The following is a 26,000-nucleotide window of genomic DNA, read 5'->3' on the forward strand; positions in this document are numbered from 1 at the left end:
GCGGTCTCCTAGCGTACGGCGGAGGAATGGGAGCCGGGCACGCGCTGCGCGCGCTCGGCCGGGTTGAAGCGCGCATGGCCGCGGTAGGTGTCCGGATGGTCCGCGTGCCCCTCGGGCAGGGTTTCCGACGACGCCCCCTTGGACGACGATCCCTTGGGCAGCCAGGTCGTGTAGCCGAGCAGCGGTGCGGCCGGGTCCATCGCACCGGTCAACTGGAACGGGACCAGAGCGCGGTTGCGCAGCGCCAGCTCCACGTCGCACTCGAACTCGCTGCCGAGATAGGAATACAAAAAGTCCGCGAGCGGCACGCAGAATTGTCCGTTCGGCAGGAATTGCTTATATTCGTGCAGGCTCGCCGCATAGAGATTCAGCTGGATCTTGTCCTCGACGCTGTAGACGCTGGCGCCAACCAGGAAGTCGATGCCCAGGCACGAATAGGCCTGGCCGAGGCGGTTCCGGTCGGCCACCTCGAAGGTCAGGAAGGTGCCGACGAACTCTTCGACCTCGCAGCGGATTCCGAACAGTCCCTCCACGGCCTGGGCGAGCCTCGATGCGGATTTCGCCGTCGGGGCGAGCAGCCCCGCAAAGCCGAGGCGATGCCTGTCGGACACCGAGTCGCGCCCCCGCAGGACCGGGCTGCCGATGCCGATGGCGCTGCCGATATAGGCAAGGAACCGGTCCTCCGAAGGGCGGTCGGCCTGGGCGATCGGCCGGGCATCGGCCCAGGCCCGGAAGAAGAGCTGAAGGAAGCGATGGTTGAGGATGTTGAGGAAACGCGAGTAGGCGTCGTGGCCGGCCAGCTGCCAGCCGAATACCTCATCGGTAACGTGGAGCGGCAGCGGCCCCTGCGGCCCAAGGAGGCCGAGGAAGCGCACGAACAGGTCGATCCGCTCGCCGCGCAGGACCGCGGCCTCTATAGTGCTCGCCGGAAATTCGAGGAATGCGTTCTCGCCGAGGCCGACATATTCCTCCGACCGCACAGCGCTATCGCCTATCCGAGACAGTTCGGGGTGGCTCCGCTCGATCAGCCGGAGCGTGCCGAGGAGATCGAAGGCCCAAGGCTCGCGCAGCAGGTCGTCGCGGCGGCTCACGGAGTGCAACCTCGGCAACCGACCGCCCGGTGCGCCCCGCGGCGAGCGGAGGAATCGTCCGTCACAGCGGCCTCCGCGCGCCGACCCGCGGGGGCCAGCGCATGATCTCGCCGCGCTCCGGGGTCCGCAGCACCGTTTGGGTGAAGTGATTGAGCCCGGCATACTCGGCGAAGAAGCGGTCGAGCACCGCACCGAGGAGGAAGACGCCGCTTCCCTCGAAGGTCTTCTCCTCCAGCTCCACGGTAATCTCGGTGCCGCGAGCGATCCCGGTGCCGGTGCGCCGGGTGAGGCGGCGTACCACCGGCCGGCTGTCGATGCTGCGCACACCGCGGATGCGCCGCTCGACCGCGCTGTCCTTGAGATCCGCGAACAGCATCAGAATCTCGCGCAACGCCTCGGCATTCCCGCCCGCGCCGCGGGCGACCAATCCGAGATGGTTGAGGCTCAGGATGTTGACGAGGCGCCACGCCACCGCGCCCGTATGGGCCGTTTCGGTACGGCTGCGCATCGCCGAGACCACCGCTTCCCGGGGCGCCGTCGGGCCGGCGGCGCAGGTCACCGTGAGTTGCGTGTCGTCGATGAAGTGGAAATCGGCAGCCCCTTCGCCGATCGGGAGCTGTTCGGGCAGGTGGCGGTTGGTGCACAGGGCCCGCACGCTCAACTCGACCACGCCCTCGTCGGCAGCGCTGTCGATCTGGATGGGTTCGACCAGGGACAGGAACACGTCCGATCCGGTGTAGTCCGACGCGACGCCATGTGTGCGCTCGGCATTGGTGCGTCGGCGCGAACGACGCCGGATGGTGTAGCCGAGGGCGGGCCGCCCCCCCGGCTGCGACTCGTCGCCGTAGAGCGGCGGCACCCGCACCTTGTCGGCCCGGCCGGCGTAATGGGCATAGACCTCTTGGATCTGCTGCACCTCGAAGTCGAGCCAGCGGCTCCGGTCGGGAACGAGATGGTATTCGTGCTGACGGGCAACGACCGGCACCCGATCCAGGGACATGCGGAACAGGTTGATCGCTGAAACCGCATGGAGCGCGAAGACATCCGGCTTAACCGCCGCCGAGAGACGACCGTTCGCCTCCCGAAGACCGATCACGATGTCGATGGTCTGCGCCTCCATGGTCTCGAGGAACGGGCGCAGGCCGGTCAGCGCGAATCCGAGGAACTTGCGCGGAAACAGAAAATAGTCGCGCAGGACATTGAAGCCCTCGAAGACACGCTTGTCCTCCGGAACGAGGGCTTCGTCCGGCCCGAAGCCGAGAGGCTCGATGACCGATTCGGGCAGGCGGATCACGGTCGGATCGCCGACCGGACCGCAGCGGCGCAGGAACACCTCCGTCCGATGCGCGATCATCTGCTCCAGGATCGCCACCGCGTCGGCTTCGGACCCCACGAGGTGGATCGGCAGCCGGTCCACGGGACAACCTTTGAACCAAGCCTCGGGAGAACGGGCGGCCACCGTCTCCGGCAGCTCGTCCTCGCGCCGCGCCGCGGTGCGGACGGACAGCGACAGGCGTAGGCCCGCCACCGTGTCCTTGCCGGTCGGGATGCCGAGTACCTGCAAGGGGCCGGGGGTGGAGGCGTACTCCGCGCGCGTGACCTCGAACGGCCAGATCGTGAGATTCGCGGTCGTGCGGAAGCGACAGGCGACCCGCCCACGCTGCTCACGGTGCGTCGCGTCGAGGTAGGCGCCGCGCGGGATGGTCCGTCCCATGCGCAGGGCGGCATCGCCGAAGGTCGGAGCAACGACCGCGAGCAGGGCCGAGGGCGTCGGCGCGAGGTAGTTCGGGACGAGTTGCTCGAGCAGGTTGGTGGTGAATTCGGGGAACTCGTGCTTGAGCTTGAGCTGGACTCGCGCGGCCAGAAAGGCGGCGCCCTCCAGGAGGCCGAGGATCATCGGGTCGGACCGCTCGTCGAGCAGGCCGCCGAGCCGCTCCGCGATGCCCGGGAATTCGGTCGCGAATTCCCGGGCCTGCTCGCGCAGCAGGCCGAGCTCGCGGTTGTACAGGTCGAGGAATTCCTGGTTCATCGACGCTGGACGACGATCTTGCCGGTGTCCCGCTCGAGATCGGCGACGAACCGCACCGGCAGATTGAGGGGATCCGACCTGATCTCGGCGGAGATGATGAAGCGGACGCGCAGTTCCTCGATCGGAACACGGCTGTCCGGGGTCACCCGCACGGAGCCCGGGATGCAACGTGATTCGAAAATCGTGAAGGCCGTCTCGATCTCGGCGCCAATATCGTTGATCCTGTTTTCGTCGATGGAGCGTCGGAGCAGGTCGGGAAAACCGAAATTCAGGATCGAGCTCGCGACATGAGAGTGATCGGATAGATCCTCCCCCGCCGCGAAATGCACCGTGTTCATGAGCGCGGTGAGATCGTGCCGGACGATGGCCTGGAGATCGCTTTCGGAAATGGCGCCTTTGGTGACCGAGCGCCGACCGGAGACCACCGCGCGCCCCTCGACCGATTCACTGGGAGAATCGTCTCGCTCACGGGCATCGCCCCTGTCGCGCACCCGGACGGCACTCCGGAATGCTTCGACGAAGGGGGCTCTAACACGGGACGTCATGGGGCCGCACCGACTCATGATGTGATGGGCGACAGCATCGCCGGGCGCGATGCGTGCCCGGCGATGCTGACTGGACCCTGACGCGCTTCCGTCGCGGGTAGCGCTCAGCTTTCGGCGTTCTTCGCGATGTCCCACTTGTGCTCGACCGGCTTGCCCTTGCTGCCGTTCTTCTCCTGCATCGTGTAGACCAGCTTGAAGTCGCGGAAGTTGAGCGTGACGTTCTCGGTCAACCGATCCTCGCCACCGGATCCGCCCATCGACACATGCGACACGATGATTTCGTTGATCTCGATCGTCAAGTATTCGAGCGGGTTTTCACCGGCCTTGCGGACGACCAGTTTGCCTTTCCCAATATGCTTACCCGTGCAGCAGAACTTGAAGAGCGTCGGGCTGGATTTGTCGATGTATTTCGTCACACTGATGTCCTGCACCGCGACCTTGCCCGCGCCCGAGCCGCTGCCCATGTGCGTCGTGCCGGACTGTGCAGCACCCCAGGACCAAGCGAGAACATCGATCTTGTTCTCGTGTGTCTTGTCTTGTGCTTCGCCCTCGATCCCATCGAGGATGAGAAAAATATCAACGGCCATCGCTTGCTTCCTCCATTTGCCCAGGACGCGGTCATAGGCGTCTTCAGTCCAAGTGGCGGATCATGTCTCCGCCGTCGATCCAACGATCTGTGTATATCTGTATTACGATCAGGTCGGCACGGGGGGAAGCCGCGAGACCAAGCTCATACCGATATCCATACCTTCGAGCTGATAATGAGGCCGAAGATAGAATCGTGCTGAGTAATAACCAGGATTTTCTTCATTCTCGAATATGTCCACCCGAGCGTCCGCTAGGGGCCGGCGGGCTTTCACGTGTTCCGACGAGTTCTTCGGATCACCGTCGACATATTGATTGATCCACTCCTGAAGCAGCTTCGTCAACTGCTCCTTCTCTCTCGTGGAACCAATTTTATCGCGAACCAGAACCTTGAGATAGTGAGAGAACCGTGACACCGCGAACATATACGGCAGACGGGACGAGAGATTGTCGGACGCTGTCGCTTCGGTGCCCTTCTCGCCGAAGAACGATTTCGGCTTGTAGAGCGATTGGGCACCCATGAAGGCTGCCTTGTCGGTGTTCTTGCGGTGGATGAGTGGGATCAGACCGGCCTTAGCCAGTTCCGCCTCGCGCCGGTCGCTGATTGCGATCTCGGTCGGGCACTTGAGATCGGCGCCGCCGTCGTCGGTCGGGAAGGTGTGGCTCGGCAGGTTCGCGACCTCGCCGCCGGACTCGACGCCGCGGATGCGGACGGTCCAGCCGCATTCCTTGTAGGCGCGGTTGATGTTCGTCGCCATCGCGTAGGCGGCGTTCATCCAGGCGTACTTCTCGCCCTTGTGGCCGTCCGTCTCCTCCTCGAAGGCGAATTCCTCGACCGGTTCGGTCTTGGCGCCATAGGGAACCCGAGCGAGCACCCGCGGCAGGCAAAGCCCGACATAGCGCGAATCGGGTGCGTCGCGGAGGGACTTCCAGGCCGCGTATTCCGGCGTGTCGAAGATCTTGCCGATGTCACGGGGATTGGCGAGTTCCGTATAGCTGTCCATTCCGAGCAGCGTCGAATCGGCCGCCGCGAAGAACGGCGCGTGCGCGGCGCCCGCCACCTTGCTGAGGTCACGCAGCAGCGACACGTCCGTCGGCTGATGGCTGAAGTAGTAATCGCCGATCAGGCAGCCGAACGGCTCGCCGCCGAGTTGACCGAACTCGGCTTCGTAGACCTGCTTGAACAGCGGACTCTGATCCCAGCGCGCGCCCGGATACTGCCGCAGCTCCCGGTACAACTCGCTCTTCGACGCGTTAAGGACACGAATCTTCAAGCTCGAATCCGTCTCGGAATTCATCACGAGGTGATGAAGACCGCGCCACGCACTCTCGATCTTCTGGAATTCCTCGGCGTGAAGGATCTCGTTGACTTGGACGGTCAGCTTCTTGTCCAACTCGCGGATCATGCCCTCGATGGTGTCGAGAACATCCTCCTTGATGACGTTCGAATTGGCGAGGGCCTGGGTGACCAACACCTCGACCGCGCTCTCGACCTCGTCCTTAGCTTCCTTGGTCCGCGGCTTGAAGCTCTGGCGTAGGATCTCGGAGAAGTCGTCCGCTTCCGTCTGCACACCGCCATCCTGCTGGCGGTCGAAGCCGGTCATACCCGATGACATCATCGCCTCCTCATCTCGTTTTCGGTGCGGTCGAGGCGCGCCGGTGCGGCAGCCGAATCACGCGTCGCCCTTTTCGGACTCGTCCTTGGCCTCGGCTTCTGTGGCTTCCTTGGCCAAGCGGCTCCGCTCCAGCATCTCCCGGACCGCGGCCATCTTCTCGCGATCCTTCAGCAGCTCCTGAATCTCGCTGCTCGCTGCAACTTTTCCATCCATGTAGCGCAGCAAATTGGACAGGCGCTCGCGCTCTTTCATCAGAGATGCGAGCGGCTCTACTTTGCGAGCTATCTCCGCCGGGCTGAAGTCTTCCATCTTCGTGAAAGTGAGATTCACTGACAGCTTCTCATCTTCCTTATCCGATAGACGATTCGGAACGCGGAACGACGTCCCGGGCTGGATTTTGGCCATCCGTTTTTCGAAATTGTCCATATCGAACTCGACGAACTTGCGCTCGGCGAACCGCTCCTTCTCGACGCCGGGATTGGTGCCGGAAAGGTCGGCCATGACTCCCATGACGAACGGAAGCTCAACGTTGCGCTCGGCGTCGTAGGGATCCTCGTAGGTGATGTGCACCCGCGGCGGGCGATTGCGCTTGATGAACTTCTGTCCCGAATCAGCCATGGCAACCTCCTCATTCGATGTTCGCCGGCTTGGCACCGGCGCCTTGGGCAGGCGCGAGAAGCGCCCGCCCAGACGTTTCGCTCGGAGCAGCCCCCGAACCTAATGGTCGGGTGCCGCTCTGGCTCTCGTTGTGTCGCGCCCCTCTCACCGGACCGATCCGGGTCGGCGGCGGACGCTTCGGAGAACCGCCCTGGATATCGGATCCAGACTGATCCCCGATGGTTTTGTGCGGCAGCGTCCTCTTTAGAAAGCCAGAATAGACTTTCAGGCCGTTGCTCTAGTCGTTGTCGCGTGCCAGGCGGACGCCGGGCAGCACGTCGGAGAGAATGCTGAGAAAATCTTGGTTGATCAGGCTGCAGGCCCGGTCCGTGAAGAGCGGGATCGGGCTGGACGGCTCATGCGCGCGATAGAAGGCTGCGACCTGTCGCAGCAAGGCCACGGCTCCGCCCCGCGATGCGACGTTGAAATGCACCGGCTTGGCGACCTCCTCTCCATCCTCCGCCGCAGCCTCTCCGAGGCCGGCTGCGACGCGCTCCAGGTTGAGCTGGAACGATTTCTCCGGCTTCGGGCCGATGTAGATCGTGGCATCCTCGGCGTAGCGCGGCAGGAGCATGCGGATGACGTCTTGGAACGGCAGCCCGATCAGACGCTCTGCCTGACGCACCAAGAGAGCGGCCGGGCTCGACGGCTCGTGGCGACGGAAGTAGTCGGAGACAGCTTCCAGGGCGGCGCGGGCGGCAGGGGCGTTCGCTACCTCTCCGCCGGCGCCCTTGGCCTGCGCGGCGCCTGACGCGCGTACCGCAGACGCCGCGGGAATGGCATCGTCCTCGATTGTCGGCCCGGGCGTCGCCTGAGCGTCCGCCGCCGGGCCGGCCGGCGCGAGGAACTGCGCCATCTTGGCCGACAGGTCGATCAGCTGTGCGAGTCCAACCGCATCACGCACTCCGACGCGTTCGCCGGTCACCGCCGCGATGGTGCGAGCGGCCTCGTTGAGAAGGGAGACGCTCTCTCGGCAGGCCGCGAGATCGTCGGGATCGGCATCTTGAAGAACACGCTCGAACTCGCGCTCGGCGATTGCGGTCTCGTCTTCGCGCGCCTGGGCCGCGCCGGAGGCCACGAGGTAGGATCGAAAGCTGATCGGGCCGTGACGGCGATTGCTGAACAGGGTCAGGTGCTGCAACGGCAGGACCATCGTCGACAGGTCGTCGAGCGCCTGGAGGACGCCGAGTCGATAGCCGAAATCGCCGCTCTCCGCCCGGGGGTGGACGTCGCCCCAATGGTCGCGCAGAAGGCGCGCCGTCGCCGCGACACAGGCCGCACATCCGTGCAGATCGCGGTTCAGGGCCGTCAGACGGCCGGCGAGCGACAGCAGCCTAACATCCCGGGTTCGATCGAGCAGCCGCGAGACGGTCTTGAGCTGTCCGGGAAAATCGTACTCGGTGCCCTTGCCGGAATCGACACGGTCGAAAATGACCGAGCGAGGCTTCCCGTTCGCGTCGCCGACCTGCACGAAGAACTGCGTCGGCAGCACGGCATCCGCCTGTGCCAGGCAATTCATGAAGGCGACGTCGCCTTCCAAATCGAGGTCAGGCCCGCACGGATCGGACGCCGAGATCGGCTTGCCGAATGCGGAAAAATTCAAAGCAGCCATGATGCACTGAAGGTCCCGCAAGGCCGATCCCGGGACCGCGGCCCACCCGGGCGGAAAAGCGCCCGAGCACGACCCTCAATCCCGCATTCCGCCGACCCGCCGCACACAACGCGTCCAAGCACGTGTCCGCGTCACTGCGCGCGCAGGCGGGCCTCAACGCGGCGGTTGAGGGGATCGGCCGGATCGTTGGTGCGCGGCCGGGACTTGCCGAAAGCCTTAGCCTCGAGCCGCTCGGCGGCGACACCGTGAGCCTCGAGATAACGCACTACCACGTCGGCGCGCCGGGCGGACAGATCGATGTTGAACTTCTCGCCACCCTTGGCGTCGGTGTGACCCTCGACCGTGAACGAGGCACGCGCAAGACGGGCGCCGCGCATGGCACGGGCGAACTCGTCGAGGTTGGCCTTGGCCGCCGGCGTCAGGCGGTCCGAATTATATTCGAAGTTGACCAGGAGATCGAAGCCGGACGTCGTCTTCGGCGCGGCGGGGGTGACATTCGAACACTGACTCTCCGCGCCAATGCACAGGGCCCGCGGCGCACCGAGATTGTTCTCCGGGAGGAAGTGCCTCTCGATCTCGTCGGCGCGATAGGCCGGCTGAACCTGAGCGAACGCGGGACCCGCGAGGATCAAGCACCCGCAGATACCAAGCGACAATTTTGCGAAACTTACCATCGTCCCGACCCCCAACGTCTCAGCGTGACTATGGCCGCGGCATCCGCTACTGTCAAGAATAAAGGCCGTTCGGAAAAGCGGACAAAGGCGATTCAACGTATGCAATTCGACCCATCCCAAACCACGCGCATCGCCAAATTGACGACTCCCGTGGAAGGCGACAAGCTTGTCATTGCTCAGTTCGAAGCACAGGAAGGCTTAAGCGAACTATTCGAATATCGAATTGACGCCTTGAGCCCCAACCGTAACATCGATTTTAGCAAATCCATTGGTCGAGCCTGCAACGTTGCCTTCTCCGGTTATCGCGGCGCGGAACGCCATTTTAACGGAATACTTGTCGAAGCACAGTGGACGGGCGAGGAGCAGGCATACTACGCATACCGCTTGGTGCTGCGGCCGTGGCTATGGCTCCTCGGCCAGAGGGGTGATTGCCGTATTTTTTCAAAAATGAATGTCGTCAAAATCATTAAGGAAGTCTTCGATAAGGCCGGATTTGGCGACTATACTGTAAAAGCGAATGAAGTCGACTATCCTGACATCGAATATTGTGTTCAATACCGCGAGAGCGATCTTACTTTCGTCTCGCGGCTGATGGAGGAATTCGGGCTGTATGTCTTCTACGAGCACTCGCGGGACAAGCACAATCTGGTACTGGCCGACTCCCGGTCCTGCCACCGGAAGATCCCGATTTCCGGCGGCCTGCCCTTCATCCCGTTGGTCGGGGACGATCGACGCGACCGCGAGCACCTCTCCGAATGGGCGGCGGAGCGGCGCTTTCGCACAGGCAAGATCACGCTCAACGACCATGATTACATGAAGCCGACGGCGGACCTGAAGTCGGAATCGACGGGTTCCGAACGCTACGAGAAATCGAACTTCGAGTTCTACGATTATCCAGGGCGCTACACCGAGCAGGACCGCGGCCGGAGTTTCGCCAAGGTGCGGCTCGAAGCAGCCCAGGCCGCCGACCGCCGCAAATACGCGGAGGGCGACGCCATCAGCCTTCATCCCGGCGGCCTTGTGGTGTTGATGCAACACCCGACCGACAACGCCGAGTACTTGGTCGTGCGGGCCCGGCACACCTACACAGCTGAGGGGTACAGCTCTGGCTACGGGTCCGACGCGGGCGAAAACTATCGTGGCCACTACGAATTCCTGAAGAGCGACCAGCCGTTCCGAGCCCCGCTGATTACCCCGCGGCCCCACATTCGCGGCCCCCAGACCGGCATCGTCGTTGCCCGCGAGAAGAGCCGAGGCGAAGAAATCGACGTCGATGAAGAGGGCCGGATCTTCGTTCAATTCCATTGGAACCGGGATACCTCCAAGATCTCCCGTCCGGTGCGCGTCGCGCAAATGTGGTCGGGGAAGTCCTGGGGCACGCAATTCATTCCGCGCGTCGGCCAGGAGGTGGTGATCGAGTTCTTGGAGGGCGACCCGGACCAGCCGCTCGTGGTCGGCACCGTCTACAATAAGGACTTTCGCTACCCCTACGCGCTGCCGGACAACAAGACGATCTCCGGCATCAAGTCGGACTCGACCAAAGGCCACAACGGTTACAACGAGTTCGTGTTCGAAGACAAGAAAAGCGGTGAAACGATTCGGATGCGGGCGGAGAAGGACCATGATACGGTCGTCCGGCACGCCGAGACCCGGGTGATCGGCGAAACCTTCGAGACGCCGGTCGGCTCGCCGGCCCGCTCGACCAAGATCAAGAACGGCGACGATCAACTCAAGATCGATAGCGGAGACTGGAACGCGACCGTCGGCAGCAAAATCTCCTTCACGGCTACCCAGGAAATCGTATTCAAAGTCGGAAGCAGCAAGATTACGATGACGACTTCGTCGATCAAGATCGAGTCGGGAGATATCAAGATAGACGGCATGTTCATCACCCAAAAAGCCTCAATCATCAAGATCAATTGAGGGGTCGATGGGCAAGCTTCGCTTCAGCTCGGCGCGAGAGGTTTTTGAGGCCTTCCCGACCCTCGGTGAGGACCTGATGTTGGAGCCGAACGCCGATTCGCCGTTCCATTATCTGCAGATCCTGCGCGGGAGCGACACGCCGGAGGATGGCGTGACCTTCAGCGCGTACGTGCTCGATCGGCGTGAGACCGTGTGGTGGGCCTGCCAGTGCCTGCGCCTTCTCATTCCCGGCGTCGAGACGCGAGATCCAGCGCTTCGCGCCGCCGAGGACTGGGTCTACGCGCCGGACGAGGACAAGCGCCTCGCCGCGCTCCGGCTCGGCACCGAGGAGGACCGCCAGCGTCCGACGACGTGGCTTTCCCTCGCGGCAGGCTGGTCGGGCGGGAACATCGCACCGCCCGGCGTCCCCGGCGTGGTGCCGTCGCCGCCTCACTACACCGCCAGAGCCGTGCGGATCGCCGTGCTCAGCGCCCTTGCCCTCGTGCCCGCCCGCGACCGTGCCGAGAAGCTCGGGCGCTGTCTCGACGGGGCGCTGCACATGATGCGCGAGCCGCGGGAGACCGCCTGAGGATTCCGAGCGGGACAGGCCGCCTGCGCCGCTATTCAGGCGGCGCGGGCGTTTCCGTGGGGCCGGGTCATCAAGTATGACAGGCGGAGGCAGAGTTGCGGGCGAGCACCGACGGGCCGAGGCCCGTCGCGGGAGCGGTTGAGTACGTTATGCCGTTGCATCTGACGATCGAGAACAAGACCAGCCTGCCCCATGGCGGCCCGTTGAGCTACACCCTCTCCGGGACACACAGGCTCGATATCGGGCGCGACCCCTATCTCGAATGGAGCCTGCCCGATCCGACGGTGTCGAGCCGCCATTGCGAGATCCGTTTCCGGGACGGGGCCTACTGGCTCAACGACGTGTCGCGCAACGGCACGTTCGTGAACCAGACCACGCAACGGGTCCAAGAGCCCTGCCTTCTCCGCACCGGCGACCGGCTCTATATCGGGCAGTACATCATCGATGTCCGGATCGACGGCGAGGCGGGAATGCGGCAGGAGCCGGACGTGGCGCGCCCGCCCTTCGGTGCGGCCGGCGCGGATACGTGGGCCGACAGCCTCGGCGCCCCGGGGCCGATCGACCCCGGCCTCCTGAAGCCATCGGGTCGGCCAGGTCCCGTCGGCCCCGACTTCTCCGCACAGTTGATCGACATGCCGGAGGGGCCCGGCCGTGACCAGCGTCCGCCGCAGACCGGCGACGCCATTCCCGGGCTCGGGTCTCAGGGAGAAGCGAGGCCGCACCGCCATGATGCGCCTGCAACGGCTCCGTTCCAGCCCTGGCCCGATCCGGGCCGGAGCGTTGGCTCGCCCTTTCCCGAGCCTCCTTTCCGCGGCTCGCCGCAGGCCCCGCCCTCGCAACCGGCGCCTTCCCCGAACCCTTGGGGCGAACCCTCCTTAGGCACCGTGCAGATCGCCGACCCTCCGCGCCCGGTCGGAGCCGGAGCACGGGTCCCGGCGGCGCAGGCGGCCTCGACGGTCCCCGTCGGAGTGGACGAGTTCGTGCGTCGCTTCGCCAAGGGCGCCGGGATCCCGGCCGAAACCGTGGCGTGGCGTGATCCGGCCGATCTTGCCGAGGATCTCGGCGTTCTCACGCGCCTCGTCGCCGACAGCCTGAAGCAATTGCTCGCTGCGCGCACGGAGACCAAACGCATCGTCCGCGTGTCGTCCCACACCACGATCCAGTCGGTCGGCAACAATCCGCTGAAGTTCTCGCCAACGGTGGACGATGCGCTTCAGATCATGTTCGGGCGTCCGAATCGAAGTTACCTCGCAGCGCACGACGCCCTCGAGGACGGATTTCGTGATGCCAAAGCCCATCAGAAGAAGGTGTTCGAGGCCATGCGGGACGCCTTACGTCTCCTGTTCAAGGAACTCGACCCGGAGGAGATCGTGGAGGCACTCAGCGAGGACCGGGGTTTGGGCAGTCTACTCGGCTCGCGCAAGGCACGCCTGTGGGACCTCTACGCCAGCCGGTGGGCGGCTATGACTGCGGCTCACGAAGACGGCATGATCGACGCCTTCATGGTCTACTTCTCGGATTCCTACGACGGTCGGAAATGAGAAATTTGACGGCTGTTCGTGTGGGGCGATGATATTCGGTGACGCGGCAGGATGCCTTGCATCCGGAGCAGCGGGCCGCGACCTAAAATGCGAGCTCTGTAACCCTGGGTGATGACAATAGCTTCAGGTCGTGTGCTGGAGCTTCAAGTCGTGTGCTGGCATAAGTTCCTGCGTCAATACAAACCTGATCCGTCGATCGCCGCAAGGCCCGGCACTTCACCCCGATTTTGGGGGCACGGCTGATTGTAACGGAGCTGGGTGATGCTCTAATGTCGGGCTCCGTCTGTCTGTGTGGGAGACTTCAATGCGCTGGAGAACTGCGGCGTCCTACGTAGCGGGCATTTTCGCGTTTGCGGCTTTCGTTGGACTAGGGGCCTTCACGGTGGTGTCCCTAACGCCTCGCGGTAGTGGAACCGAGCTGCCTAGATCGAGTCTTCTTATTGATCAGGCCCAACCCCTCCTACCCAGTGTCCTAGAACGTGACGAACTGGAGCGTGCCTCAGCCCCTCGTTCGGTGAAGGCCGGTCCCGCCGAGACCCTCGGTAATCCGCCGTTCGACCCTCGCGCGCCGATCCTGCTGCCCTCCCACGCTGCGGGCGAGACTTCCCCCGCTCGCCGTCACACCGCGCTGCTGTCCGTCCCCCCGGTGCCAACTCGGGATCTGGCCTTGCCCGTGCCGGAGCGGACCGCGCTTCCGCCTCAGCAACCTGACAAACCGCGCGCCGCGCCAGCTCTAAAAGGACTGCAGGTGCTCACCCCAGCCGACATTCGGCAGATCAGGCATTCCTTGCGTCTCACGCCGGAACAGGCGGTGCATTGGCCGCCGGTCGAAGTCGTTCTGAACGAGATCAGCGCGCAACAACTCACCTTCGTTCGGGCCGGACAAAACGCATCGAGTGCCTTCGATACCAGCACATCCATGCGGGTCTATTTTGCCGTGCAACCTCTGCTCGGCACCCTGCGCGAGGACCAGAAAATGCAGATACGTATCCGGGCCCGGGCGATGGGTTTCGGACAGGTTGCCTCCTACCTATGACAAATGAATCGCCCGGCAAAAGCGATCGGTTGGTGCCATCGGCGGCCCGTGCCGTAAGCTCGGAACTAAGGCTTGCCCTCGGAAATTGATTTGTGTACGATCCTCGATAGGCAGAGAGTCTGTTGCATGTTCAAGCATCCGTATAAGGTGATCGTATTCTCCATCGTGCTGGCTGCTACGGCTTTCGCCGGAGTGGCTCAAGCGAAGAACGTTTCACTCGGATCGTCGCAAAGGGTCGCCGCGGCGCGTGCGCATCTCGAGACCGTTTGCCGGCCGCTTGAGGCGAAAGAGAATTACCGCGCTGCGGCGCTGTGTTTTACGAACGTCGCTGATTATCTTAGCCGTTCGACAGCCCTGTTAATCAGTCCGTTCCCACCACGTCCGATTGCTGTCAGTGCGACACCTCTCGAACCCTGGTACGGCGTCTCTAGGCCTTATCTTAGGCGTTCCAGCAGCCTCCTAGCTTCGAATTACGTGTTATTAGGTGTCGGTTTTTAATGCACTCTAAGTAGTTGGATTTCCGGAATGAAGGCGGTCGCGTAGGAGACCGTCCGATAAGGGTGTGCTTTGAGGTTGAGTGGCCGGGGTGGCAGTATTTTCAGAAGGGTGATGAAGCCTGATCTGGGAGTGCCATGTGGACCCCGACCACCCGGCGGCAGCATAGTTGCTCGGGCCTGCGCTACGAAACCGGCCTGACGGATGCCGAGTGGACTGTCCTCGAGCCGCTGATGCTTCAGCCTGCATCCTGCGGGCGTCTGCTGGTCTGGACGGTGCGGGAGATCCTGAAAGCGATCTTCTACGTGCTACGCGGCGTGATCGCGTGGTGGCTGATGCCCAAGGATCTACCTCTGCGTTCGACCACCTACGGCTATTTCAGCGGCTGGCGTGACGACGGCCTGTTAGGTCGGATCAACCACCACCTCGTCACGGCCGGCCGTGAACGTGTTGCACGCGAAGCTTTGCCATCCGCGGCGGTTTTGGACAGCCATTCTTCGGGAGCCTCTGGATGCGGGCATCAAACCACTGAGAGTGCCGGACTGTGGATCGGCGCCCAAAGCGAGGCCTGGCGCACTCTCGATGCAGCTGCCTGACCCGGCGCCGATCAGCCGCGCTTCGAGCAGATCGAGCTTGGCTCGACCGTACTTCTGCCGCTTCACGAGCTTGAGGCGAGTGATCTGCCCCTCGGTCTGGCCATTCGACCACGGCTCGAACAGCGCCGCCGCGACAGCCGCCCTGTCTCTCGACAGGCCATTGGCGAACGACGCGAGGAGGCCGCGGGCAGCTGTATCGATCCAGGTGTCGAGGTCCGGCGGTTTGCGCTCGCGGATCATGGTCGGTAAGCCGGACAGGAGATTGACCCTGACCCAGCAAACGGGTCCGCGCTGAGCGCAAGGTTTTCGGGCATCCTGAACCCTGAAGGAGGGTGGATGCCATGCCTCGCAAACGCTTCACGAATGAACAGATCGCCTTCGCCCTGCGGCAGGCGGAGAACGGCGCCTCGGTGGACGAAGTTTGCCGGAAGATGGGCGTATCTGAGCCGATCTTCTACCGCTGGAAGAAGCAGTTCGTCGGCATGGGCGTGCCGGAGATCCGACGGCTCAAGCAGCTGGAGGACGAGAACGGTAAGCTCAAGCGGCTGGTCGCCGATCTGACGCTGGACCGCTCCATGCTGCAGGACGTCCTCAAACGAAAGTGGTGAGGCCCGCCGTTCGCCGTGAAGTCGCCGGTCACTTGCAGGTGGCCTACGACATCAGTGAGCGTCGGGCCTGCCAGGCCACCGGCTTCGGCCGTTCGTCCCAGCGTTACCGGAAGCGAGCCGACCCGCAGGTCGCTCTGCGGATGCGGTTGAAGGAGCTGGCCGCCGCACGGGTCCGCTACGGCTACCGGCGGCTGCACATCTTGCTGCGACGGGAGGGCTGGGAGGTGAACCACAAGCGCACCTACCGGATCTACCGCGACGAGGGGCTATCGATCCGGCCCAAGCTGCCTAAGCGCAAGCGGGCCTGGCGCTACCGTCAGGGTAGGCCAGGGATCGGTGGGCCCAACGAGGTCTGGGCCATGGACTTCGTATCCGACCGCATCTTCGACGGACGTCCATTCCGGATCTTGACCATCGTCGATTGCCACACGCGAGAGGCGCACTCACTCACACCGAGAGCCAACTTCCGCGCCTTCCAGGTGACCGAGGCGCTCGACGCCTTGGTCAAGCTGAGGGGACGGCCCAAGAGCTTGCGGGTCGACAATGGGCCGGAGTTCGCCGGGCGCATGCTTGACCAGTGGGCCTACCTGAACGGGGTCGAGATCGACGTCTCCCGACCGGGCAAGCCCACTGACAACGCCTACGTCGAGTCGTTCAACGGCCGCCTACGAGCGGAATGCCTGAACGCCTCTTGGTTCCTGTCTCTGGCCGATGCCCGTGAGCGCATCGAGGAATGGAGATGCCACTACAACGAAGATCGACCCCACACGGCCCTGGGCGGCTTGACGCCCCGAGCCTTCGCCAACCAAGCTGTCACAGCCCGAGAACTTGCATAGGCCGTGGACCACAAACGGGGTCAACTCCAGACCGACAATGCACGAACTTCGAACCTGGACCACCAGATAGGGGCAGGCCACTGAAGTGCGATATACGTTCCTCCATTTGCTGTTCTACAAAATACCAGCTTCGTCGAAGCGACTCCATGCTCCATTGATATAGTGAAACGGTCGCTTGTCGGGCGCATGTGGGTCCCACATCCACTCATCCTTGTCGAACCGTACTGTCAGTGTACCCGTTCCACCGTCGAATAGATGCAAGCGGGCGACTATATTTTTGTTAATTCTTCTAGCGCTAACTATTTTTGTGACAGGAGATGGGATGTCTTCCGGAATGTCTTTAGAGATTATACGGCGAATTTTGTTCAAATCATTGCAGGTGGGACGCCTGCCAAGCCCAGCATCATCAAACAGAGCTGTCAGGAGATCACTAGTTAACGTTTGACGTTTCTTGAGCCTAGAGACTTTTTTGCTTGGTTTAGCGCTGAAACGATCAGGACCAGAAGCGGTATTTATTACAGATAAGTTTAGATTTGTTTCAGCGCAATTAGTTTGTTCGTTGGCCGGTTCGCCGCATATCTCGAAGATCGTCATTTGCCCAGGCAAGTGCTCTGTTAAAACAGGACGTTTCATGCTTGTTTTCACCTCAATGCTGACTGGCGCAGTTGATGTGAGCCAGCGACCGCTAGAGTTGAGCGATGATCTTAACGTCTAGGCGATTGCTATGCTTAGATCCGAATCTAAATCGACATACAATCTCATGTTTTTGAGATAAGTCCAGATGAAATTACACCATTGACTGAATAAATATTTGACCAACGGTTTCCACAACACGGCGTTGTTGAAAGCGTTGTGAATGGCGCTCAATTTGTTGGTGAAAGATCGACTTGTCAGAAGCCGGGAAGATTCGAAAGCGGATCCTTCGCGAACGGCACTGGCTAAGGAATCTCGACGACAGGCAGCGAGCCAAGAATGGTGATCCGGCGCGCCGCGCTCGTGCCCCCCGGGCTCGCTCCAGCCCGAGCATGCACAGTCTGGGATCAGACGAGTGGTCACGCGCGAAACTTGCAGGCCCTGCACTTTCTGTGGAGGACCCGCGAGGGGGGTGGTGTATGCAGCCAGACCATAGGTGCGCCTCGCCCTCCGCCCCCGACGTCCCCCGGTTGTAGGTGCCCCCCCTCCGCCGCGGCCACCAGGTGCATGACCATGAGTGCCTCGGCATGCCGGAGCACCAGCCTGTTCGGGCTGGCATGGGACACCTGGGCATGCACCCAAGCGCAGGCCTGCTGAGGCGTGGCGCCCGTAGCCACAAAACCCACGATGGCGAGGGCCTGGCTACGCCCCAGTCCGGCAGGACGGCGTGGTGCCCGGGGCTGAGGATGCTGACGATGGCGTCGGGCCGCCATGCCTCGATGGCGGCAGGGATGGCAGCGAGGTAGGCTGTGGCGAGGCGCATGCCCGAGAGTCCGGGCCCGGGCGCTGCAACGGACAACCCCCGCCTATCGGGCTCCGGGTGCTGCGGCGCAGAGGCGGGCCTTCAGGGCGTTGGCGGCGACCTCGCGGTCCCAGCCCTTACGCACGAGGATGCGGAAATCCCCGCGTCCCATCGCGCCCATCAGGGCGGTCGAGGGCGAGACGATGCCGTCGCCGATCGTGCCATCGAGGGCCTGCACCTGGATCGTGGCGAGTGCGTCCACCAGCGCGGCGTCGAGCTCGGCGGCCTTACGTGCCCGCTCGCGCCATTCGCGGGACCGGGCGGCCGCTGCGCGCTTGGCGGCGGCGGCGTGGGCAGGGACTGACGAAATGCGGCTGTGGTCCGGCGCGTACGTCTCGTCGTCGTCGAACACCAAGCCGTGGTCGTCCTCGGCGTGAGATGGATAGGCGAACATGGCGGCTGTCCCCTGCGGCATACAGGCTATGCCGGATGGGCATGAAACCCACCAGGGCGCGACTCGCTAAGTTGAACTTAGCCCTACCGCTGACCCTGCCGGAGACCGACTGGGCAGGCCTGCCGGAGACCCAGCTTCGCCACGCCCCCGATTCGTCTGCGAAATGTGCGCGAGATATCTGAGTGGCGGGAGGATTAGTTGACGACGTTCGTTGAAATCAATGGGCTTTTAGCCCTGAACGGAGGCTGTAACATTCGCAATAATAAAGGGCGATGACCATGAGGGGGTGGGCCGACTTCGGCCCGGCCCCGAAGGGGGCGGCTACATCTTATATTATTGCGCTCGGGACCTGCCTCCCGCCCCCTGCCTAAGTGCTTGCTCCCGCTTGCTGTAGGCATCGCCGGTGCTACCCTCACTTCGATATCCCACGCACGGATTCGATTGATGGGCATGATCAGCCCCCCTTGAAGTGGTCCGCCCTTTGGTATGGCTTTTGAGCCTGGAGGACGGACAAGATGGCAAAGCACCCGAAGCCTGAGGAGATCGTTGCCAAGTTGCGGCAGGCGGATGTGCTGATCTCACAGGGCCAGAGCGTGGCGGATGCAATCCGCGCGCTCGGCGTGAGTTCGGTGACGTACTACCGATGGCGGCGTGAGTTTGGCGGCCTGAAGTCGGATCAAGTTCGACGGATGAAGGACCTGGAGACCGAGAACCAGCGGCTTCGAAAGGCGATTGCGGATCTCACCCTCGACAAGCTGATCCTGCAGGAGGCGTCCCGGGGAAACTTTTGAGCCCCGCGCGCCGGCGCGCCTGTGTCGAGCACATCATGCGGACGATGACCGTCTCCGAGCGCCGCGCCTATCGGGCGCTCGGACAGCATCGCTCGACGCAGCGCAAGGTACCGCGGGGCCGGGACGACGAAGAGGCTCTGACGGCCGATCTTGTGGCGTTGGCCGAGAAGTACGGGCGTTATGGCTACCGCAAGATCAGCGCGTTGCTGAAGGCGGCCGGGTGGTTCGTCAACGACAAGCGCGTCGAACGCATTTGGCGGCGTGAGGGGCTGAAAGTGCCGGCCAAGCAGCCCAAACGAGGGCGGATCTGGGACAACGATGGCTCCTGTGTTCGTCTTCGCCCGGAACACCGCAATCACGTGTGGTCGTACGACTTCGTCGAGGCCCGCACGCACGATGGGCGCAAGATCCGGATGCTCAACGTGCTCGACGAGTTCACGCACGAATGCCTGGCAATCCGGGTCGCACGCAAGCTCAAGGGGATCGACGTTATCGACGTGCTCTCGGACCTTTTCATCCTGCGTGGCGTACCGGGCCATATTCGTTCGGATAATGGGCCGGAGTTCGTTGCAAAGGCTGTGCAAGCCTGGATTACCGCGGTCGGCAGCAAAACCGCCTACATCACGCCAGACTCACCGTGGGAGAATGGGTACGTCGAGAGTTTCAACGCGCGTCTGCGCGACGAACTTCTGAATGGCGAGATCTTCTACACACTCAAGGAGGCGCAGATCGTGATCGAAAGCTGGAGGCGTCACTACAACGGCGTGCGCCCACATGCCTCGCTGGGATACCGGCCGCCGGCACCCGAGGTGTTTGTGCCAGCCTTCTCCGCTTGGCCGGCTGCGCTCACCCGACCAGCTCCGCCGGCCAAGCTACCCGTGGTGGAGCGGCCTACCGCGCACTAACTTTACCTTTGGACCACCGCGTGGGGGCCGATCAGTTCATGGGGAGGCCCGCGTATCTCCTCATCGTGTTACGATGGCATGCCCGCCTTGAGGGCCCGCTAAGCCGATCGCTCAAATGCCGTCCATCGGGATCGGGGCTCAGACGTCGGCGTGCCTGTCGCACCGCGTCCGGGCGCGCCCGTTCCGCCGTAGGGTGCCCGGGGCTCCACAGGCCTCGCAGGTCCGGAGCGCCGCCTCCTCGGCGGGCTTCTTGACCCCCCGCATGGAATCGAACTCGGTCTCGACCCAGCGGCCGACCGGATAGACCTTCACGTCCATGCCGCCGAACTTCTCGCGCACCAACGTGACGGTCACCGACATGCCGGCGAGCCGATCGAGCAGGGCTTCGAGGATCGGCTGCCACCCCACTCCGGTCGTCACCTCGGCGTCCCGGGCAAGCACCGGGTACCGGGCCCGCAGGTCCTCGACGTCGACCCGGCGCATCAGGATCTCGGCCTCAATCGCGGCGGCCTCCGCCGCTCGGAAGGCCGCATCCACCGCGGATGCGTCCGGGTCCCCGCGCGCCGCTAGGTCCCGCGCATCCCGGCCGAGGCGCCAGACGCGCAGGGCCACGCGGTCGTCGTCGGTCAGGCGCGGGTTCGCCGCGAGCCGTTCCTCGAACGCCCCCATCGACCGGGGCCGCAGGGTCTCAGCCATCCTGGCGGTTCCCTGCGATCCCACTCGCCACGAGGGACGCGACCGCATCGGCCGCCACTTGGGGCTCGGCCCCATGCGCGACGACCTCATGGGCAAGGGCGCGGCCCGAGGTGGGATCCGCAACGATGACGGTGGACCGCGCGGTACCGATGAGCACGCGCACGGTGAGCTCGACGCGCCGGCCTGAGCCGGGGCCGTCCTCGACGGGGTAGAGCTCGTCACCGGGTTCGGCCGGCGCGTCCGGGGCGGAGTGGACCATCGCGACGACCTCGGCATGACGGGCGGCGCGCTCCTCGGGCGAGAGGTCCCTTGGGCGACCGACGTCCTCGGCGATGTGGCCGGCCGGCCGGGCCCGGGGCATGGGCATGCCCTCAAGGAAGCGGGCGTCGGCGGGGTCGTAGGCGGCCTTGGGCGGTCCAGCCAGGAGTGGCCTCTGCACGTCGCACAGGCCGCAGAGCACGATCATGTCGGCGACCGAGTCTGCCCCGGTCAGCGCGAGGGCGCGCTCCACGGGAAGTCGCCCCTCGGCCCAGGCCTCCAGGGCATCGTGCACACTCATGGTCATGGCAGGAGACTCGCGCCGGCCGAGCCCGAGATCAAGCCGGCACGCACCATTGCATCCCGCTCCTGCGCATATGCGGCGAGCACGTGGGCGACCCATGCCTCCATGCCCTTGGCCTTCACGTCGAGACGCTGCGCCTTGGCGTAGACCCGTCGGGTGATATCTTCGATCCGCGCCTCCTCATCGGCGCCGCGGCCCCGGCTGTGCGCCAGGATCGCCGAGCCGGCGCCGCCCAGCTCCTCGTCGTCGAGGAAGGTGGCGATCGACCGCCGGGCATCGTGCGGGGTCCAGACCCGGATACGGTTCGCCGCGAACAGGTTGCCGCTCGGCCGTTGCGTCACCGATCCGGCCTTGCCCGCCTTCGGTCGCCCCTCCAGGCGGTGGAAGAACTGCGTCATGCCGACGGGCGTCACGTGGCGGCCCTCGACCCGCGAGGGAAACAGCCACGGCGAATCCGGACGGGTGTCGAACGGGGCGAGCACCTGCAGCACCGCCGGCGGGATCGGCAACGCATGCGGCCGGCCGGCACGTTGGCCCCCCTTCATCTCCTGCCCGGTCCATGTCCAGACCTGCCACCCGGGCCTGCCCGGCATGGGGATGATGCCGGCGCGCCTCGTCCCTCCGAGGGCCCCGGTGCGCTGCCCCGTCAGGACGATCGCCCACAGCATCGCCAGCGTGCCCGGCTCGGTGCGCTGGTCAGTGGCTCCCAGCGCCAGGTTCCGCTCGGCGACGAGCAGGGTTCGGACGAGCTCCGTGACAGTCGGCGTGTGCTCCCGCGGCGTGTGGGCGTACTGGATCGACCACCTGTCCCACCACGGGTACCGCTCGTGCCCGAGGCCGGAGCGCGTGCCGTGGTAGCGCCACGCCCAGCTCAACGCTTCCTTGCCCTGCGCGACGACGCGGGCCGCGGCGGAGACCGTGCGGGATTCCGCGACGCGGTCCCGCAGCTCCTCCAAGTCGGAGATCTGCAGGCCTGCGAGATCGCGACCGTGCAGGGGCTCGAACTCGTCGCCCCGCAGGTAGGCCTCGTACTTCGATCCGTAGCCGGCCTTGAGCGTCGGGAGCTTCGACGCCAGGAACAGGTCGACCAGGTCATGCCACTGCCAGGGCCCCTCGCGCCGGCGTTCCTCCTCGGATTGCTGGGGTACCTCGGGGGCAAAGGCGACGTCCGTGGCGTGCTCGACGGTGGCACCGCGCGCCAGGCTGCGCTCGAAGATGTCGAGGTCGACGCGCGGATCCACGCCGAGGTCGACGTCGCGCTTGGCACGCGCCGCGGCCTCGCGGGCGGCGGGGAGCGTCAGGCTGGCCATGGAGCCGAGGCGGACCGACTTCGTCCGGGTGCGAAGGTACCATGTGCCCGCCGCCCGCGTGACGCGCAGAGTCAGGCCCGGTGTCCCGGTGTCGAGGAACTCGGCGCCCCGGGTCGCGAGCGTCCCGTCGCCGATCAGGGCCGCCGCGCGCCGGACCGTGTCGGCCGTCATCAAGCCGCGTTCGCGGGCATACTTGCCTCGGCTCTTCGTCTCGCCCACGCCGACCCCCTGGATACAACGGGGATACAACACGGGTATCCACTGTCAGGCAACGCAGCCGAGTGCGTAGCGACACGGATAAAGGTCTGGTTTTACAGGTATTTGGCAGTGTTGGTTAACAGGCTGTGCGGGCATGCTCAAGTAGAGCGATATAGCTTCCCAAGCTGAATGTCGTCGGTTCGATCCCGATCGCCCGCTCCAACCAACTCGCAATCGCTGATTTCGCTTTATCCAGGGCCTGTTCGCGGTAGAGCGCCCGCCAAGGCGAGACGGAGTGGAACAGCGCCGCCGCTCCGTACCACGATTTCGATCGAGTCTCTTCAGGCTCCCACGATATCGTCCTGGTCTGCACGGAGGTGGATCTCAGCCCGCGGGCCGTGCCCGTTCTCGCCGCTGGCGAGCGTCACCGTGGCACGAAGCTGCTTGGCGAAGGCGCGAACGATGGCGAGGCCCAGCCCACTGGCCTCCGTATCGCGTCCGGCATCAAGGCGGTGGAAACGCTCTAACACCCGTTCGCGATCCGCCTCCGGAATACCGGGGCCGTTATCCACGACTGCGATCTGGACGTCGGCACCGGGCCCCTCACCCGCCGTGGAGATGGTGACGGCCACCTGACCGCCGGGCTCGGTGTAGCGCACAGCATTATCGATGAGGTTTCGCAGGATCTCCGCGAGCAGAATCGGTTCGAGGGTAAGGAACGGCTGGGTTCGCGCCTCGAAGGACAATTCGATGCCCCGCTTCAGCGCTAGGCTCACGAAGTCGGCGGCGGTGTCGCGTACGAGGGCGGAAATATCGACCTTGTCCAGCCCCCTCGTCCATCAGCGTCCGAATCGGCCGCAGCCGGTGGCCGGCCGGCACGGGCTCATCGCGATGAACGGAGCCGATCAGGTTTCCCCCTTCCTCCCGCCCGCGCATCGTCCGGCCTCGATCTTCCTTGGTCTTGTCAGAGACAAAGGAAATCGTCTTCCGGATCTCCCCACCGAAGCTTCTGCAACCGCCCGCTGAGGCGGCGGAAACGCCGGCGCGCGACCGCCCTGCCCCTTGATGGTCACGCCGGCACCGCCGACACAGATCGGCGCACCTTGCCTGGGCACAACACGTCTCCCTTGACTGTTGTATTTTTAAAACATCATAGAAATTTCGAGTTTATCAATCTGGACTTTCATTCTTCTATATTGATAAAGGCAATTCAAGCCTGGCTATAAGCAATCTAGTACAAACATAAGTTTGAGCTAGTCTTTGCCGGCTTAAAAAAAAAGATGCCCATCCGTGCTGACCGTCAGCTCAGCACGCAATGCGAGCTCATGCCGAAACGGCATTTCTGGTCTTTGGGGGTAGAATCGTGGAAAATCTCAATCGAATTCTGATGACGTCTGCAGCAACTCTCGTTGTCTGCTCATCAGCGGTAGCGGCCGACCTTCCGACCAAGGCGTCTGCACCGATCGAGTTCGTTCGCGTCTGCAACGCCTACGGCAACGGCTTCTTCTACATCCCCGGTACCGACACCTGCATCCGGCTCTCCGGGCGGGCGCGCTTCGAGACCGGGTACCAAACCTCCTACAGCAGAAGCGGGAGCGGCACCTCGACCTCCGGCGATCTCGCTGGGTATCGCGGCCTCGCCCGCATCAACGTCGATGCGCGCACGAAGACCAGCTACGGCACCCTGCGGGCTTTCCTTCGCCTCGAGGCGGCAAGCCGCACCGGCACCCCCACGATCCGCTCCGGCACCGTGGAGCGCATCGGCTTTGCATTCGGCGCCACCGGGCAGGACCAAGCGGGCCGCGTCCAGCAATTCATGAACACCGACAAGGCCTTCATCCAGTTCGCCGGGTTTACGGCCGGCCGAGCCTCGTCCTTCTACGATTTCTATGCCCATGACTTTGAGTTCATCGCCGCCACGATGGGTTCGGACGTCAGCTCGACGAATCTCGCGGCCTACACCACGAAGCTCGGCGGTTCCGGCTTCTCCGCCACCGTTTCGATGGAGGACCCGACCTTCCGACGCACCCCACTCTTCACGGCGGCGAACGCGCCGGGCACGACCCTGGCCGGCAGCCCGCTCTTCATTGGTTTCGCAACCAACGGCACGCCGACGGGGGTCGGCTTCGTCGACGTCGTCCAGCGCAACCGCATGCCCGACTTCGTCGGCGCCCTGCGCTACGACTCGACCTGGGGTTCGGCCCAGCTCTCGGCCGCCGTCCATGAACTTAATTACGGCAACCCGATCGCCGGGGCCTTCGCCGGAACCAACCTTGGCCGCGCCGTAACGGCGGCCAACAGTGTCGCAGGCCCCGGCCTCGCCACGGCCTATGGCTGGGCCGTGCAGGGCGGCGTGAAGATCAACATGCCCTTCATCGCGCCCGGCGACATGCTCTACCTCCAGGCCGCCTACGGCGAGGGTGCGGGGATGTATACCGGGTTCTCGTCCTATACTGGGTCCTATGCCGGCAACACCACTTCGATCCAGGGATCGGCTTTCAACCAGTACTTCAACGATGCCGTTGTGAACCCGTTCTCGAACCGCCTCGAACTCTCGACGACGTTCACGGCCGTCGCCTCGCTGCTGCATTACTGGACACCCGAAGTCCGCTCGGCCGTGTTCGGTTCCTACGGCGAGTTGAACTTCGCCAGCGGCTCGCGCACGCGGCAGGGCGCCTATTACGGAATCACGGCGGCCGGGCCGGGGGTTCCGGGCACGCGATTCTTCGATGTCAGTCAGGTGCTCCGCGACAATTACCGTTTCGTCGTCGGCGGAAGCCTGATCTGGTCGCCCATCCGTGACCTCGATATCGGTATCGAGACGATGTACACCCAGTACGATGTCACCTCTGGACGTGTCCTCGACCTGAGCCGTTTCCCGTCCCAGAACGCGGCCTTCGTCAACAATCCGGTCAATGCAATCCGGACGAAGACCAGCGAGGACACGGTTCACGTGAGGGCCCGAGTCCAGCGGGATTTCTAAAGCAGCATCCGATCAGGTCGGATCGAAGGAACCTGACCGAGCGACAGCGAAGCAACGTCGGAACTCGACTGACGTGAAGCGCCTGAACGGGACCCCGATCGCATTCTGGAGATCGGGGACTGTTCGGCCATGATTGGCGCACAACAGGGCCTCGAACACCGCTCTTTGTTGTGAGTTCGTGCGTAATAGAACTCAAGGCGAGGTCGAACGGGGTGAATTCGCCCTCGTAGGGTCGGCCATCTTCCTATGTCTAG

General features: G+C 63.9%; 21 protein-coding genes, 1 tRNA gene and 2 pseudogenes. 9 read left to right on the top strand and 15 right to left on the bottom strand.

The window, feature by feature from the left end:
• Window positions 1-8: 8 nt before the first annotated feature.
• The 8 genes from tssG to J7U37_RS18755 all read right to left on the bottom strand — a co-directional run bounded on the left by tssG (window position 9) and on the right by J7U37_RS18755 (window position 8,809).
• Entirely contained in the window at window positions 9-1,091 is a 1,083-nt protein-coding gene (tssG, locus tag J7U37_RS18720) for a type VI secretion system baseplate subunit TssG (RefSeq protein WP_247636662.1), read from the bottom strand.
• Between the two features lie 61 nt (window positions 1,092-1,152).
• Window positions 1,153-3,120: a type VI secretion system baseplate subunit TssF gene (tssF, locus tag J7U37_RS18725; protein ID WP_247636663.1), complete on the bottom strand. Its 1,968-nt coding sequence runs from the start codon at window positions 3,118-3,120 to the stop codon at window positions 1,153-1,155.
• Window positions 3,117-3,611 carry a GPW/gp25 family protein gene (locus J7U37_RS18730; RefSeq protein WP_247636664.1) on the bottom strand — a complete coding sequence of 165 codons (495 nt, stop codon included), beginning with the start codon at window positions 3,609-3,611 and terminating at the stop codon, window positions 3,117-3,119. Before J7U37_RS18730 ends, tssF begins: the two co-directional genes overlap by 4 nt.
• Window positions 3,612-3,769: 158 nt before the next feature.
• Window positions 3,770-4,252 carry a type VI secretion system tube protein Hcp gene (locus J7U37_RS18735; protein ID WP_247636665.1) on the bottom strand — a complete coding sequence of 161 codons (483 nt, stop codon included), beginning with the start codon at window positions 4,250-4,252 and terminating at the stop codon, window positions 3,770-3,772.
• A 108-nt stretch (window positions 4,253-4,360) separates the two neighbouring features.
• Window positions 4,361-5,854, bottom strand: coding sequence for a type VI secretion system contractile sheath large subunit (tssC, locus tag J7U37_RS18740; RefSeq protein WP_247636666.1), 1,494 nt, complete (start codon window positions 5,852-5,854; stop codon window positions 4,361-4,363).
• Between the two features lie 69 nt (window positions 5,855-5,923).
• Window positions 5,924-6,484 (bottom strand): type VI secretion system contractile sheath small subunit, encoded by a 561-nt coding sequence (gene tssB, locus J7U37_RS18745; RefSeq protein ID WP_247636667.1) that lies wholly within the window; start codon window positions 6,482-6,484, stop codon window positions 5,924-5,926.
• Between the two features lie 277 nt (window positions 6,485-6,761).
• Window positions 6,762-8,135, bottom strand: a complete 1,374-nt coding sequence (locus J7U37_RS18750; protein ID WP_247636668.1) for a type VI secretion system ImpA family N-terminal domain-containing protein — start codon at window positions 8,133-8,135, stop codon at window positions 6,762-6,764.
• A 131-nt stretch (window positions 8,136-8,266) separates the two neighbouring features.
• Window positions 8,267-8,809 (bottom strand): OmpA family protein, encoded by a 543-nt coding sequence (locus J7U37_RS18755; protein ID WP_247636669.1) that lies wholly within the window; start codon window positions 8,807-8,809, stop codon window positions 8,267-8,269.
• A 99-nt stretch (window positions 8,810-8,908) separates the two neighbouring features.
• Between J7U37_RS18755 and tssI the strand changes: the two genes are divergently transcribed.
• The 5 genes and pseudogenes from tssI to J7U37_RS18780 form a co-directional block, all read left to right on the top strand.
• Window positions 8,909-10,732 (top strand): type VI secretion system tip protein TssI/VgrG, encoded by a 1,824-nt coding sequence (gene tssI / locus J7U37_RS18760; RefSeq protein WP_247636670.1) that lies wholly within the window; start codon window positions 8,909-8,911, stop codon window positions 10,730-10,732.
• 7 nt (window positions 10,733-10,739) lie between these two features.
• Complete coding sequence (locus J7U37_RS18765; RefSeq protein ID WP_247636671.1) at window positions 10,740-11,300, top strand: hypothetical protein; 561 nt, start codon at window positions 10,740-10,742, stop codon at window positions 11,298-11,300.
• Window positions 11,301-11,449: 149 nt separating this feature from the next.
• Complete coding sequence (gene tagH / locus J7U37_RS18770) at window positions 11,450-12,841, top strand: type VI secretion system-associated FHA domain protein TagH (RefSeq protein ID WP_247636672.1); 1,392 nt, start codon at window positions 11,450-11,452, stop codon at window positions 12,839-12,841.
• Window positions 12,842-13,508: 667 nt separating this feature from the next.
• Window positions 13,509-13,877 (top strand): hypothetical protein, encoded by a 369-nt coding sequence (locus J7U37_RS18775; RefSeq protein WP_247636673.1) that lies wholly within the window; start codon window positions 13,509-13,511, stop codon window positions 13,875-13,877.
• Between the two features lie 632 nt (window positions 13,878-14,509).
• Window positions 14,510-14,869: pseudogene (locus tag J7U37_RS18780) on the top strand (transposase); the annotation flags it as partial.
• A 105-nt stretch (window positions 14,870-14,974) separates the two neighbouring features.
• On the opposite strand, the pseudogene J7U37_RS18785 reads toward J7U37_RS18780, so the two are convergent.
• Window positions 14,975-15,232 (bottom strand): annotated as a pseudogene (locus J7U37_RS18785) (ISL3 family transposase); the annotation flags it as partial.
• 77 nt (window positions 15,233-15,309) lie between these two features.
• Here J7U37_RS18785 and J7U37_RS18790 point away from each other — a divergent pair.
• A protein-coding gene (locus J7U37_RS18790) for an IS3 family transposase (RefSeq protein ID WP_247636674.1) occupies window positions 15,310-16,412 on the top strand; the annotation gives its coding sequence in 2 pieces (ribosomal slippage) (window positions 15,310-15,571 and window positions 15,571-16,412; 1,104 coding nt in all).
• A 114-nt stretch (window positions 16,413-16,526) separates the two neighbouring features.
• Here J7U37_RS18790 and J7U37_RS18795 read toward each other — a convergent pair.
• Together J7U37_RS18795 and J7U37_RS18800 are read right to left on the bottom strand one after the other, a co-directional pair.
• Window positions 16,527-17,045, bottom strand: coding sequence for a hypothetical protein (locus J7U37_RS18795; RefSeq protein ID WP_247636675.1), 519 nt, complete (start codon window positions 17,043-17,045; stop codon window positions 16,527-16,529).
• Window positions 17,046-17,911: 866 nt separating this feature from the next.
• The gene (locus J7U37_RS18800; protein ID WP_247636676.1) at window positions 17,912-18,301 is read right to left on the bottom strand and encodes a hypothetical protein; all 390 of its coding nucleotides are present in this window, start codon (window positions 18,299-18,301) and stop codon (window positions 17,912-17,914) included.
• A gap of 515 nt (window positions 18,302-18,816) precedes the next feature.
• Between J7U37_RS18800 and J7U37_RS18805 the strand changes: the two genes are divergently transcribed.
• A protein-coding gene (locus J7U37_RS18805; RefSeq protein ID WP_247636677.1) for an IS3 family transposase occupies window positions 18,817-19,997 on the top strand; the annotation gives its coding sequence in 2 pieces (ribosomal slippage) (window positions 18,817-19,078 and window positions 19,078-19,997; 1,182 coding nt in all).
• A gap of 138 nt (window positions 19,998-20,135) precedes the next feature.
• On the opposite strand, the gene J7U37_RS18810 is transcribed toward J7U37_RS18805, so the two are convergent.
• From J7U37_RS18810 to J7U37_RS18820, 3 genes are read right to left on the bottom strand one after another with little or no spacing between them, the layout of a single operon-like run.
• Window positions 20,136-20,693 (bottom strand): hypothetical protein, encoded by a 558-nt coding sequence (locus J7U37_RS18810; protein ID WP_247636678.1) that lies wholly within the window; start codon window positions 20,691-20,693, stop codon window positions 20,136-20,138.
• Entirely contained in the window at window positions 20,686-21,258 is a 573-nt protein-coding gene (locus J7U37_RS18815; RefSeq protein WP_247636679.1) for a hypothetical protein, read from the bottom strand. The genes J7U37_RS18810 and J7U37_RS18815 overlap by 8 nt, the downstream gene beginning before the upstream one ends.
• A complete protein-coding gene (locus J7U37_RS18820) occupies window positions 21,255-22,817 on the bottom strand; it encodes an integrase arm-type DNA-binding domain-containing protein (RefSeq protein ID WP_247636680.1) in 1,563 nt (520 codons plus the stop codon). The genes J7U37_RS18815 and J7U37_RS18820 overlap by 4 nt, the downstream gene beginning before the upstream one ends.
• Window positions 22,818-22,911: 94 nt before the next feature.
• Here J7U37_RS18820 and J7U37_RS18825 point away from each other — a divergent pair.
• A tRNA-Gly gene (locus tag J7U37_RS18825) sits at window positions 22,912-22,985 on the top strand.
• A 119-nt stretch (window positions 22,986-23,104) separates the two neighbouring features.
• On the opposite strand, the gene J7U37_RS18830 is transcribed toward J7U37_RS18825, so the two are convergent.
• Complete coding sequence (locus J7U37_RS18830) at window positions 23,105-23,539, bottom strand: sensor histidine kinase (protein ID WP_056181574.1); 435 nt, start codon at window positions 23,537-23,539, stop codon at window positions 23,105-23,107.
• 611 nt (window positions 23,540-24,150) lie between these two features.
• On the opposite strand from J7U37_RS18830, the gene J7U37_RS18835 reads away from it, so the two are divergent.
• Entirely contained in the window at window positions 24,151-25,746 is a 1,596-nt protein-coding gene (locus J7U37_RS18835; protein WP_247636681.1) for a porin, read from the top strand.
• The last annotated feature ends 254 nt before the right edge of the window (window positions 25,747-26,000 follow it).

This window comes from Methylobacterium sp. 37f (assembly GCF_023093475.1).
Lineage (GTDB): Bacteria > Pseudomonadota > Alphaproteobacteria > Rhizobiales > Beijerinckiaceae > Methylobacterium.